At 61.9% G+C, this 12,715-nt stretch carries 8 protein-coding genes; 6 read left to right on the top strand and 2 right to left on the bottom strand.

The window, feature by feature from the left end; genetic code table 11:
- Nucleotides 1-2 precede the first annotated feature (2 nt).
- Both OLZ32_RS08830 and OLZ32_RS08825 read left to right on the top strand, forming a co-directional pair.
- Complete coding sequence (locus OLZ32_RS08830; protein ID WP_017961754.1) at nucleotides 3-356, top strand: DUF6867 family protein; 354 nt, start codon at nucleotides 3-5, stop codon at nucleotides 354-356.
- A gap of 120 nt (nucleotides 357-476) precedes the next feature.
- Nucleotides 477-1,598, top strand: a complete 1,122-nt coding sequence (locus tag OLZ32_RS08825) for a branched-chain amino acid ABC transporter substrate-binding protein (RefSeq protein WP_003542332.1) — start codon at nucleotides 477-479, stop codon at nucleotides 1,596-1,598.
- A 317-nt stretch (nucleotides 1,599-1,915) separates the two neighbouring features.
- Here the strand turns inward: OLZ32_RS08825 and OLZ32_RS08820 are convergent, their stop codons facing one another.
- Together OLZ32_RS08820 and OLZ32_RS08815 are read right to left on the bottom strand one after the other, a co-directional pair.
- A complete protein-coding gene (locus OLZ32_RS08820) occupies nucleotides 1,916-2,833 on the bottom strand; it encodes a response regulator transcription factor (RefSeq protein ID WP_264397477.1) in 918 nt (305 codons plus the stop codon).
- On the bottom strand, nucleotides 2,826-6,212 hold the full coding sequence (locus tag OLZ32_RS08815; protein WP_264420548.1) for a hybrid sensor histidine kinase/response regulator: 3,387 nt from the start codon (nucleotides 6,210-6,212) through the stop codon (nucleotides 2,826-2,828). The genes OLZ32_RS08820 and OLZ32_RS08815 overlap by 8 nt, the downstream gene beginning before the upstream one ends.
- Before the next feature lie 179 nt (nucleotides 6,213-6,391).
- Between OLZ32_RS08815 and OLZ32_RS08810 the strand changes: the two genes are divergently transcribed.
- The 4 genes from OLZ32_RS08810 (at nucleotide 6,392) to urtC (ending at nucleotide 12,712) form a co-directional block, all read left to right on the top strand.
- Nucleotides 6,392-8,296 (top strand): acid phosphatase, encoded by a 1,905-nt coding sequence (locus OLZ32_RS08810; protein ID WP_264397479.1) that lies wholly within the window; start codon nucleotides 6,392-6,394, stop codon nucleotides 8,294-8,296.
- Between the two features lie 196 nt (nucleotides 8,297-8,492).
- Nucleotides 8,493-9,785 carry an urea ABC transporter substrate-binding protein gene (gene urtA, locus OLZ32_RS08805; protein WP_003542328.1) on the top strand — a complete coding sequence of 431 codons (1,293 nt, stop codon included), beginning with the start codon at nucleotides 8,493-8,495 and terminating at the stop codon, nucleotides 9,783-9,785.
- Between the two features lie 114 nt (nucleotides 9,786-9,899).
- Complete coding sequence (urtB, locus tag OLZ32_RS08800; protein WP_017989232.1) at nucleotides 9,900-11,552, top strand: urea ABC transporter permease subunit UrtB; 1,653 nt, start codon at nucleotides 9,900-9,902, stop codon at nucleotides 11,550-11,552.
- Nucleotides 11,549-12,712, top strand: coding sequence for an urea ABC transporter permease subunit UrtC (gene urtC / locus OLZ32_RS08795; RefSeq protein ID WP_264420545.1), 1,164 nt, complete (start codon nucleotides 11,549-11,551; stop codon nucleotides 12,710-12,712). Before urtB ends, urtC begins: the two co-directional genes overlap by 4 nt.
- Nucleotides 12,713-12,715 lie beyond the last annotated feature (3 nt).

The raw sequence follows: 12,715 nt of genomic DNA, 5'->3' as shown, positions 1-12,715 counted from the left end.
ACATGCAGGGACTTTTCTTCGAAGCGGATGCCGGCCCCCTTGTGGCGATCCGAGTCATCGTCTTGCTCTTAGGCTTCTGGACGGCCTGGCGCGCCGGCAAAGCGGTTGCCGAGGGCTGGAGCGATTATCCGCTGGTCATCGTCTATACATTTCTGCTCGCCTGGGCGATGCAGTTCCTGCATCATGCCCTGTTCAATGGGCCGATGCTCAATGCCTTCTACTATATCCTCGACTTCGTGACGCTGCTGGTGTTCTCGACGGCCGGCTTCCGCTACCGCCGCACCAATCAGATGGTTAACAACTATTACTGGCTGTACGAAAAAACTTCCGCGTTTTCGTGGAAGGACAAACATTGACAGTCCGTTGAAACTAGGCATGAATTGCCTTCCGAGTGGAACAGCTTTCCTGGCGCAGTCAATGGTGGGTAGTGCGCTGGGCCTTGGACCGGAACCCGCCCAAAAATTGGGAGTAATAATATGAAGAAGTCTCTTCTGTCGGCAGTGGCTCTGACGGCGATGGTCGCCTTCAGCGGCAATGCATGGGCCGACGTTCTCATCGCTGTCGCTGGTCCGCTGACTGGCCCGAACGCCGCGTTCGGCGCTCAGCTCCAGAAGGGTGCTGAACAGGCAGCCGCTGACATCAACGCGGCTGGCGGCATCAACGGCGAGCAGATCAAGATCGAGCTCGGCGACGACGTCTCCGACCCGAAGCAGGGCATTTCGGTCGCCAACAAGTTCGCTGCTGACGGCGTCAAGTTTGTCATCGGCCACTTCAACTCGGGCGTTTCGATCCCGGCTTCGGAAGTCTATGCCGAAAACGGCATCCTCGAAATCACCCCGGCCGCGACGAACCCGACCTTCACGGAGCGGGGCCTCTGGAACACGTTCCGCACCTGCGGCCGTGACGACCAGCAGGGTGCCATCGCCGGCAAATATCTTGCCGATCACTTCAAGGACGCCAAGATCGCTGTCGTTCACGACAAGACCCCCTACGGTCAGGGCCTTGCCGACGAAACCAAGAAGGCTATGAATGCCGCTGGCGTCACGGAAGTCATATATGAAGGCATCAACGTCGGCGACAAGGACTTCTCGGCCCTCATCGCCAAGATGAAGGAAGCCGGCGTCTCGATCATCTATTGGGGTGGTCTGCACACCGAAGCCGGTCTCATCATCCGCCAGGCGGCCGACCAGGGCCTGAAGGCGACGCTGGTTTCGGGCGACGGTATCGTCTCGAACGAACTGGCCTCGATCGCTGGTGACGCTGTCGCCGGTACGCTGAACACCTTCGGCCCCGATCCGACAGCGAACCCTGCCAACAAGGAACTCGTCGAAAAGTTCAAGGCCGCTGGTTTCAATCCGGAAGCCTACACGCTCTATTCCTACGCTGCGATGCAGACGATCGCCGGGGCCGCCAAGGCTGCCGGTTCGCTGGATCCTGAGGCCGTTGCCAAGGCCATGAAGGAAAAGGGCCCGTTCCCGACCGTTCTCGGCGACATTTCGTTCGACGAAAAGGGCGACCCGAAGATTCCTGGCTACATCATGTATGAATGGAAGAAGGGTCCGGACGGCAAGTACAGCTACTTCCCGCAGGGCATGTAAGCCTCGCTTCCCTTTATGGGACATGATTATCGAAGCCCGGTTCCGACCGGGCTTCTTTCTTTTGGCAGGTGTTTCAATTCCGGCCTGGCTACCTTGCCGCAATCGCTCATCGATCGATCCCACGAAGACGGTGCATTATGGCGCCCGGCAGCTCGCTTCACTGGAAGGGTTGCTGACGGCGAAAAACGGTACGATCCGGGGGTGGGCTTGACGTTTACGAGGCGGAATCTGATGTGCCGGAGGCGCTTCGGCGGATCGAGACCGTCATGGTCCCACGGCATCTCGGCAGCGCCACGGAACCAGCCTCCATCACCCTCTTACATCTCGTACAGCACGTGCGTGGCTTTCACGGCGGCCGAGGCGCGGTTCTCGACGCCGAGCTTCACGTAAATCTGTTCGAGGTGTTTGTTCACCGTTCGCGCCGACAGTCCCAATATTTCGCCGATGTCGCGGTTGGCCTTGCCCTTGGCGATCCAGAGCAGCACTTCGGATTCGCGCTGGGTGAGCGAGAAGCGCTGGCGCAGCACCTCGTCGTCGCTGCGCTGATTAGCGGCGGTGAGGCGGAAGAGATATTCGTCAGGGCCGATTGCGCCGAGGAAGGCGAGCTGCAACGCTGCCTGGCCGGCATGGGCGATCGAGATGATGCCGTCGCGCACTGCGGCGACGCGGTCGCGCATCCAGCCGGCGATATGGCGGACGACGATTTCCATGCCGTCGTCGCTGCCCATGGCGGCATTGACCAGCCGTGTCGCTTGCGGCGTTGACCAGTGGATGGCGCCGTCGCCCTTGACTGCCAGCAGATGGCGGCCGGCTGCGTCGAGCGCCACGCGGGCGCTTTGGGCCGAGCGAGCGTTGCGCAGATGGACACGGATGCGGGCGCGCAGTTCATCGATGTTGATCGGCTTGCTGAGATAATCGACGCCGCCGGATTCCAGCGCGTGCACGACATGCTCGGTCTCGGTCAGGCCGGTCATGAAGACGACAGGCACCTGCGCTACCGCGGCATTCGCCTTCAGCCGGCGGCAGGTCTCGAAGCCATCCATACCCGGCATCACCGCGTCGAGCAGGATGAGATCGGGCGTGATGCGCTCGACGATACCAAGTGCTGCCGTGCCCGATGTGGCGATCAGCACGGAGAAGCCGGATTGTTCGAGCGCGTCGGTCATGAAGCCGAGTGCTTCGGCCGAGTCGTCGACGAGCAGAACGATGTCGCGGGGGAGGGCCGGCTCAGCCAATGGATTCCACCTTTTTGTCGAAGTCGTGCAGGAAGGTCATGAAGCCGGCGAGATCGAAGGCGGCGACATAGGCGCGAAGTTCCTCCGTGAATGGCTGATTTGCCTCCACCTTGGCAAGGTCCGAAAGCTTGGCTTCAATGCCTCTGATATAGCCGATCTCGCCGAGCCGCAGCAATTCCTGCACATGGGCAGCACCTGGGCTCAGCATCGGCGCTTCGATCTTGACAGGAACGGCTGGCGCGGCATCGGCATAGATCCATGTCACGCCGAGATGCAGGGCGAGCTTGTCGCGCAGCTGGCGGATGTCGACCGGCTTGCCGATCGCATCATTGTGGCTGTCGTCGCTGTCGCTGAGAACGGCCGCATCACCGATATTGGCCGACAGCATCAGCACCGGCGCCGTCTGGCCGGCCTCGCGCAGACGCGAGACGAGCTGCCAGCCGTTCATGCCGGGCATCAGGATATCGACGAGGAAAAGGTCCGGCATGATGCCCTCGATCAGCGTCAGGCATTCGCCGCCGCCTGCCGCCGTCAGCACGATGAAATCGAGCGGCGCCAGGATCTCGCGCATCATCTCGCGGTGGTCCTCGTTATCGTCGACGACGACGACCGTGCGGCGCGGGCCGTCATAACCGACGATGCGCTTCTCCTGCGGCGCGGCGGCCACGGCGCGCATGACGGCGGACAGCATCAGCCGGACGCGGAAGGTCGAGCCTTCGTCCTTCACGCTTGCAACCGAGATCTCGCCGCCCAGCGTATTGGTCAAAAGCCGAGTGATGGTGAGGCCGAGGCCGAGCCCCGGCATCGGCCGCACGCTTTCGGCTTCACCGCGCTGGAAGGGTTCGTAAATACGGGGCAGGTCGTTCTCCGTGATGCCGCGGCCGGTATCGGCAACGGTGAAGGTCGCGACCTGGCTGCGATAGCCGACATCGAAGGTGACGCTGCCCTCGTCAGTGAACTTAATGGCATTGGAGAGCAGATTGACCAGGATCTGGCGCAGGCGCTTTTCGTCGGTGCGGACGAATTGCGGCAGGGCCGGCGCGCGCTCATGGATGAAGGCAAGCCCCTTTGCCTGCGCCTGCGGGCGGAACATATCGACGATCTGGTCGAGGAAATCCTGGATGTTGATCTCGTTGGAATAGACCTGCAGGCGACCGGCTTCGATCTTGGAGATATCGAGCAGGCCGTCGATCAGCCCGGAGAGGTGTTCGGCGCTGCGGCGGATGACCTTGATCGAGGATTGGCGCGGCGCCGGGATGGTCTCGTCGCGTTCGAGGATCTGGGCGTAGCCGAGCACGGCGTTCAGCGGCGTGCGTAATTCATGGCTGAGCCCGACGACATAGCGGCTCTTGGCGCGGTTGGCGGCCTCGGCGGTTTCCTTGGCGTTCTGCAAGGCGGCGTCGGTCTTCTTGTGGGCGGCGATTTCCTTGAGCAGCAGCGTGTTCTGGCGCGAGGATTCCTCCTCGGCAACGACGCGGCTGTCATGGGCGAGCACATAGAACCAGCAGACGACGCCTGAGATCACCGAGAAGACGAAGAAGACGATGAGGATGGTGCGATTGACGACCTCGCCCGTCTCGGGCGAGGCGGAGGCGACCTGATGGGCAATCATCGCCAGGATTGCTCCGATGGCGGTCAATGCCAGCACGACGGCGATGCCGTAGCGGCCAAGGCGCGTCGTCAGCTTCCCCAGAATGGCTTCCGGCAGCAGCGCCTTGGCGACGGTGCCGACCTGCGCGTTGAAACGGGCGGCCGGCTTGCACATGTCGTGGCAGCGGCTGTCGAGCGAGCAGCAGAGCGAGCAGATCGGCGCGGCATAGGCCGGGCACCAGGCCATGTCCTCCGGCTCGAAGGGATGCTCGCAGACCGAGCAGGTGATGTTCGTCAGGTTTTTCCAGCTTTGGCGCGGCTTGCGGGCGAGATAGAACTTGCCTTTCGTTGCCCAGGCGATGACAGGCGAGGCGACCAGCGCGATGACGAGGGTGATATAGGGCGCGAGCGAGGCGGCGATCTCGCCGAAGGCGCCGAAATGGGCAATCAGCGACACCGTCGCCGACAGCGTCATCGCGCCAAGGCCGACCGGGTTGATGTCGTAGAGGTGGGCGCGCTTGAACTCGATGCCGGGGGGAGCCAGCCCGAGCGGCTTGTTGATGAAGAGATCGGCGGAGATCGTGCAGAGCCAGGCCATGGCGATGATCGAGAAGATGCCGAGCGTCTCCTCCAGCAGCCGGTAGATGCCGAGTTCCATCAAAAGCAGGGCGATTGCGACGTTGAACACCAGCCAGATGACGCGGCCGGGATGGCTGTGGGTCAGCCGCGAGAAGAAGTTCGACCAGGCGAGCGAACCGGCATAGGCGTTCATCACATTGATCTTCAGCTGCGAGACGACGACGAAGGCGGCCATCAACAGCAGCGCGCCATTATGCCAGGGGACCATGTAGCCGAAGGCGGTCAGATACATCTGCGCCGGGTCGGCAGCGCGATCGAGTGGGACGCCCGAGGTGAAGGTCAGTACGACCAGGAAGGAGCCGGCAAGCAGCTTCGGCGCGCCGATGATGACCCAGCCGGGCCCGGCGAGAAAGATCGCCAGGCGGTGGCGCCACTTGCGCTGCGGGTCCGGCGGCAGGAAGCGCAGGAAGTCGGCCTGTTCGCCGATCTGCGACATCAGCGCCAGGATGACGGCGGAGGCAGCGCCGAACTCCACCAGATCGAATTCGGCGATGGTGCCGGGCGGGCCGGAGGCATGGCGGATGCCGGCAAAGGCGCGCCAGAGATCGAATTTTTCCCAGTCCAGCAAGGCGATGAAGATGAAGGGAAGGATATTCAGCACGATCCAGAAGGGCTGGGTCATCAGCTGGAACTTGCTGATCAGCCGCACGCCGTGCGTCACCAGCGGGATCACCATGACGGCGCTGATGATGTAGCCGATCCAGAGCGGGATGCCGAGGGTGAGCTCCAGCGCCCCGGACATGATCGATGCCTCGATCGCAAACAGCATGAAGGTGAAGCTCGCATAGATCAGCGAGGTGATGGTCGAGCCGATATAGCCGAAGCCCGCGCCGCGCGTCAGCAGATCGATGTCGACGCCGTGGCGGATGGCGTAGCGGCTGATCGGCAGGCCGATCGCTAGCATGGCGACCGAGGCGACGATGATGGCGTAAAAGGCGTTGGTGGTGCCGTAGGAGAGGGTGATTGCGCCGCCGATCGCCTCCAGCGCCAGGAAGGAGATCGCGCCGATCGCTGTCTGCGAGATGCGCTGCGAGGAGAAATGGCGGGCGCTTTTGGCAGTGAAGCGCAGCGCGTAATCTTCCAGCGTCTGGTTGGCGACCCAGCGATTATATTCGCGTCTCACCGGAATGATGCGTTGGCGCGCTGCCATGTCTTCCTTTCCGGCAATCCGGTTGGGCTCATTGTCTCTCCGGCAGTTTTGGCGGGATGGTTGGGAAAGGCAAGAGGCGGGCACCGGCTGGTTCACAGAATGGCAATATTTTTGCAATTGATCTGTCACATGAGAGCTCTAACTCTCCCGGCGTTCCTTCAACCATTTCGGGTATCACCATGTCTGTTTTAAGCCTTTGCCGCCTGAGCACTGCCCTCGTCTGCCTTCTTTCCATCGTGCCATCGCTTGCCAGCGCCGAGCAGGCCACGGCGGCGAAAGCGCCTTATGCGGAGGCCGGAAACACCAACAAGCGCGGTGACGCCTGCTTCTCGACGGTGGACACCAACGCTGCCGTTCACCTTCTCTCCGGCTTCCTGGAAATCTGGACACCGCGCACGCCTTTTGTCGATGCCGGCGTCGAAGCCCCGGCCAAGGACAATTGCCCGGCGGTCGCCAAGACGGATTGGGATGGTATTCCCGCCAGCAAGACCGACGGCCATATCGTCAACCAGGCCGTCCATGACGCCAACATCGCCTATGTCGTCAATGCGACGCGGGCGCGGACGGCCGATCAGGCGGCGGCTGCCTATCTCGACGATCGGCGCGGCAAGAATGCCAGCATCGTCGATGGCCTCGGTCCGCTGACGGATGCCTGGAAGGCCGGCTCGAAGCAGACCACCACGATCACCGAGGTGGCGGCCGATGCGACAACAGTCAAATATGACGACAAGGGTAACAATCGCGGCGCCGGCAGCAAGCCGGACACGGAAAACAAGACCGATGCCAACCCCGACATGGGCCTTGCAATCGACTTCATCATTGCCGCAAGCGGTGACGGCTCGACGGAGCCTGCCAAGCGCTATTTCAAATATGGCCGTCCCTACCGCTGGAGCCAGGACGTATCGGTCGTCCCGACGCTGGAGCCCGCCAAGAGCGGCAAGCCGGTCGAAGACGGCGGTTTCCCCAGCGGGCATACGGCGGAAGCCTGGCGGGATGCACTCGCCATGGCCTATCTCGTGCCGCAACGCTTCCAGGAAATGGTCACGCGCGCCAGCGAACTCGGCGAAGACCGCATCCTCGCCGGCATGCATTCTCCTCTCGACGTGATGGGCGGCCGGATGCTCGGCACCGCCACGGTCGTCTACAATCTGAACAAGGCCGACAATGCGGCGCTGAAGAGCGATGCTTACGCCCAAGCGCAGGCATGGCTCGTCGCCAAATCAGGCGTTGCGGATGCGGGCGCACTTGAAGTCGCCGCCCATGCGGCACCACTGGCTACAGACCGTTTCGCCGATCATGACGCCAATCGCGCCTACGTGCTGCAGCGCCTGAGCTATGGCCTGCCGACGATCCATGCGACCGATCAGCCGGCGCGCGTGCCGCAGGGCGCCGAAGCGCTTCTCGAAACGCGTCTGCCCTATCTGGACGGCGAGCAGCGCCGCGACGTGCTGAAGACGACGGAGATCGCCTCCGGCTACCCGCTCCTCGACGACGCGGAGGGCTACGGCCGCCTCAACCTGTTTGCCGCCGCCGATGGCTACGGTGCGTTCGAACAGGAGGTGACCGTGACGATGGACGCGGCAAAGGGCGGTTTCAATGCGATCGATACCTGGCGGAACGACATCACCGGCAAGGGCAGGCTGGTGAAGCGCGGCGAAGGCATCCTCGGGCTGTCGGGCGCGAACAGCTATGCCGGCGGCACCGTGCTGGAAGAGGGCGCGCTGGTTGCCCTGTCGCCGTCGGCCTTCGGTCTTGGCGGGCTGACGGTTAACGGTGGTTCGCTGGTTCTGGCGACCGACAGGCCGCTGACCTTGAGCGGCGATTATCAGCAGTTCGCCAATGCCGCGGCGAAGCCGGCGCTCGGTGCGAACGGCGGAGGCACGCTGGTCGTCGAGGGCAAGGCGGCGCTGGCCGGCGACCTCGACGTGACGTTTGTCGATGGCTATGTCCTGACGCCCGGAACCAAGATCGAAATCCTGAAGGCGAGTGCCGTGACCGGCACCTTCGGCAAGTTCACTGTCTCCGGCCACAAGGCGAGCCTCTCCTACGGCCCGACATCAGTCGTCTTGACGATCGACGGATAATTCCCCCGAGAGAACCGACAGGGCATCTCCCGCGGTGGGGGATGCCACCTCTCTCCCGGCCTGCTGCCTGTTTGCCCCCCGCGCCTACGTCAATCGACGTATGTGTTTTCGCGCTGCAGCACCCGATAGTTCTTTAAGCAACAGTTAATCTCCGTTTCCGGTCTGTTGCGGAACAAGAAGAGGGGAGTTCAACCAGATGAATCTCAAATCCACTATTACGGGCGCAGCGCTCGGCGCCGTCATCGCGGCGTCGGCTGCCTTCGGCGGTGCAGTTGCCGCAGATGACACGATCAAGGTCGGCATTCTGCACTCGCTCTCCGGCACCATGGCCATCTCCGAGACCACGCTCAAGGACGCCATGCTGATGCTCATCGACGAGCAGAACAAGAAGGGCGGCCTTCTCGGCAAGAAGCTCGAGGCCGTCGTCGTCGACCCGGCTTCCGACTGGCCGCTGTTTGCCGAAAAGGCACGTGAGCTGATCCAGAAGGACAAGGTTGCCGCCGTCTTCGGTTGCTGGACGTCCTCGTCGCGCAAGTCCGTTCTGCCGGTTTTCGAAGAGACCAACTCGATCCTCTTCTACCCGGTCCAGTATGAAGGCGAAGAGTCCTCGCGCAACATCTTCTACACCGGTGCTGCTCCGAACCAGCAGGCCATTCCTGCTGTCGACTACCTGATGGAAAAAGAAGGCGTCAAGCGCTTCGTTCTCGAAGGTACGGACTACGTTTATCCGCGCACGACCAACAAGATTCTCGAGGCATACCTGATTTCGAAGGGTATTCCGAAAGAAGACATCATGACCAACTACACGCCGTTCGGCTTCTCCGACTGGCAGACCGAAGTTTCCAAGATCAAGGAATTCGGTTCGACCGGCAAGAAGACCGCTGTCGTGTCTACGATCAACGGCGATGCCAACGTTCCGTTCTACAAGGAACTGGGCAACAAGGGCATCAAGGCAACAGACATCCCCGTCGTCGCCTTCTCGGTCGGCGAAGAAGAGCTTGCCGGCCTCGACACCAAGCCGCTCGTCGGCCATCTCGCTGCCTGGAACTACTTCGAGTCGGTCGAAAGCCCGGCGAACAAGAAGTTCATCAAGGACTGGCACGCTTTCACCAAGAACGACAAGCGCGTGACCAACGACCCGATGGAAGCTGCGTATATCGGCTTCAATGCATGGGTTAAGGCCGTCCAGGCTGCCGGCACGACCGATACCGACAAGGTTCTCGACACCATTATCGGCGTCAGCGTTCCGAACCTCTCCGGCGGTTATGCGACCGTCATGCCGAACCACCACATCACCAAGCCGGTGCTGATCGGTGAAATCCAGGCCGACGGCCAGTTCGAAATCGTCCAGCAGACACCTGCCGTCGTCGGCGACGAATGGTCAGATTTCCTGCCTGACTCCAAGGATCTGATCTCCGATTGGCGCAAGCCGATGTCCTGCGGCAACTTCAACGTCGCTACCGGCAAGTGCGGTGGCAAGGGCTCCTGAGTCGACGCCGATCCGATGATTGCCTGAAGGATTCCGTCCGGGCTTGATCCCGGGCGGAAGCTCCGTCCCAGCGATTGCGCCGCGAGGCCAACACTATCAAGGGCGAGAAAGCCGATGTATCGCGCCATAAAGATTTTCCTCATCACGGTTTGCCTGACATTTTCGGGTCTCGTATTTTCAGGCTTTGCATTTTCGGGCCTGACAATCTCGAGCGAAGTCCAGGCCCAGGACGATATCCACGTGCTTATCGACGCGCTCGGCGTCGGCGACTTCCCGGAACGAGAAGCGGCCATCAAAGCGCTGGTTGCTTCCAAGGATCCGCATGTCAGCCAGATCCTGCAGCAGTTGAGCGACGGCCTTCTCTATGTCAATTCCGATGGCGGCCCGGTTCTCCTCCAGGGCGGTACCGATGACGAACCAACCTATTCCGATCCGATCACCGGCGAAGCCGCTGCCGATGTCGATCCGGATCTGATGACGAAGGTCAAGATCAACAACGCGCTTCGCGGCGTCATCGGCGCCGCCACCAGCCAGCTGACGCTGATGAGCCCGGACCGTTCCGCGCGGCTTGCCGCGGCGCAGGGCCTCCTGAAAGATGCCGATCCCGCCAATCTCGACCTGCTGAACACGGCGCTTGCGGCCGAAAAGGACGCTGAGATCAAGAATACGATGGAAGCGGCGCGCGCAGTGCTGCTGCTCAAGACGGATGCGAGCGTTGAAGACAAGAAGGCTGCGATCGATACGATCGCGGCGCGCGGCAATCGCGATGCGCTGACCATCCTCACGACCACACTCGAAACCGCGCCTGACGACCTGAAGCCGGCGATCCAGGCGGATATCAGCTCCATCAATCGCAGCCTGGCGCTGTGGGATATCGTCCAGAACATCTGGTACGGATTGTCTCTCGGCTCGGTACTGCTGCTTGCCGCGATCGGCCTTGCCATCACCTTCGGCGTCATGGGTGTCATCAACATGGCGCATGGCGAAATGGTGATGATCGGCGCCTACACCACCTATGTCGTGCAGGAATACATCACCTCCGCCTTTCCTGAACTTGCCGATTATTCGCTGGCCTTTGCCGTGCCTGCGGCCTTCGTCTTTACCGGCTTCGTCGGTCTGGTGATCGAGCGTGCCGTCATCCGCTATCTCTACGGCCGGCCGCTCGAAACGCTGCTCGCCACCTGGGGCGTGTCGCTCATCCTGCAGCAGGCGGTGCGCAGCATCTTCGGCCCGACCAACCGCGAGGTCCGCAATCCGACCTGGATGTCCGGCGTCTTCGATCTCGGCGGGCTCTCCATCACCTGGAACCGACTGTGGATCATCGTCTTTTCGATGGTGGTCTTTGTAGCGCTGCTCCTGCTGCTCAAGCGGTCCGCCTTCGGCCTGCAGATGCGTGCCGTTACGCAGAACCGGCGCATGGCGTCGTCGATGGGCATCCGCACCGGCTGGGTCGATGCCTTCACCTTCGCGCTCGGCTCGGGCATTGCCGGCATTGCCGGCGTGGCGCTCAGCCAGATCGACAATGTCTCGCCGAACCTCGGTCAATCCTACATCATCGACAGCTTCATGGTCGTCGTCTTCGGCGGTGTCGGCAATCTCTGGGGCACGCTGGTCGGTGCACTCTCGCTCGGCGTCGTCAACAAGTTCCTCGAGCCCTTCGCCGGCGCCGTGCTCGGCAAGATCCTGGTGCTCGTCCTCATCATTCTCTTCATCCAGAAGCGTCCCCGCGGGCTCTTCGCACTCAAAGGAAGGGCGGTGGAAGCATGATAACGGCCTTCCTTCTCCGATCACTCGATCGCAAGATCGTCATTGCCATCGCCCTCCTGCTTCTGGTCGCGGTTCTTGTGCCGGTCCTGAACCTGATGACGGGGCCGAGCAATCCGCTGCACGTGCCGACTTATATCATGTCGCTGTTCGGCAAGTATCTGACCTATGCGCTGCTGGCGCTGGCGCTTGATCTCGTCTGGGGCTTCTGCGGTATCCTCTCCCTCGGCCACGGTGCCTTCTTTGCGCTCGGCGGCTATGCGATGGGCATGTATCTGATGCGCCAGATCGGCACGCGCGGCAGCTACGGAGATCCGATCCTGCCCGACTTCATGGTGTTCCTGAACTGGAAGGATCTGCCCTGGTTCTGGTTCGGCTTCAACGATTTCTGGTTTGCGGCGCTGATGGTGCTCGTCGTGCCCGGCCTGCTCGCCTTCGTCTTCGGCTGGTTTGCCTTCCGCTCACGCGTCAACGGCGTCTATCTCTCGATCATCACCCAGGCGATGACCTATGCGCTGCTGCTGGCCTTCTTCCGCAACGACATGGGCTTCGGCGGCAATAACGGCCTTACCGATTTCAAGGACATTATCGGTTTTAGCGTCCAGGCTGACGGCACGCGTGCAGTCCTCTTTGCGGCAACTGCGATCTTCCTGGCTCTATCGCTGCTGATCGCCTCGGCGATCGTGCGCTCGAAGTTCGGCAAGGTGCTGGTCGGCGTACGCGATGCCGAAAGCCGCACGCGCTTCCTCGGCTACCGCGTCGAGCATTTCAAGCTCTTCACTTTCGTCGTCTCGGCGATGATGGCCGGTATTGCCGGCGCGCTCTACGTGCCGCAGGTCGGCATCATCAATCCCGGCGAATTCGCGCCTGCCAATTCGATCGAAGTCGTCATCTGGACGGCGGTCGGTGGGCGGGCGACGCTGATCGGTCCGATCATCGGCGCGATCCTCGTCAACGGCGGCAAGACGATCTTCACCGGCCTCTTCCCGGAGTTCTGGCTGTTTGCGCTCGGCGGCCTCTTCGTTGCCGTCACGCTGTTCTTGCCCAAGGGTGTCGTTGGCACGATCGCCCAATATCTCGGCAAGCGGAAGGTCGTCTCCAAGGTGGCACCATCGGCGGCTGAGGAAGATGGCATCGAGCCGAAAATCCAGGCAGCGGAGTGAGCG

The organism is Rhizobium acaciae, from assembly GCF_025941625.1.
Lineage (GTDB): Bacteria > Pseudomonadota > Alphaproteobacteria > Rhizobiales > Rhizobiaceae > Rhizobium > Rhizobium acaciae.
This window is presented reverse-complemented; position numbering and strand designations above follow the sequence as displayed.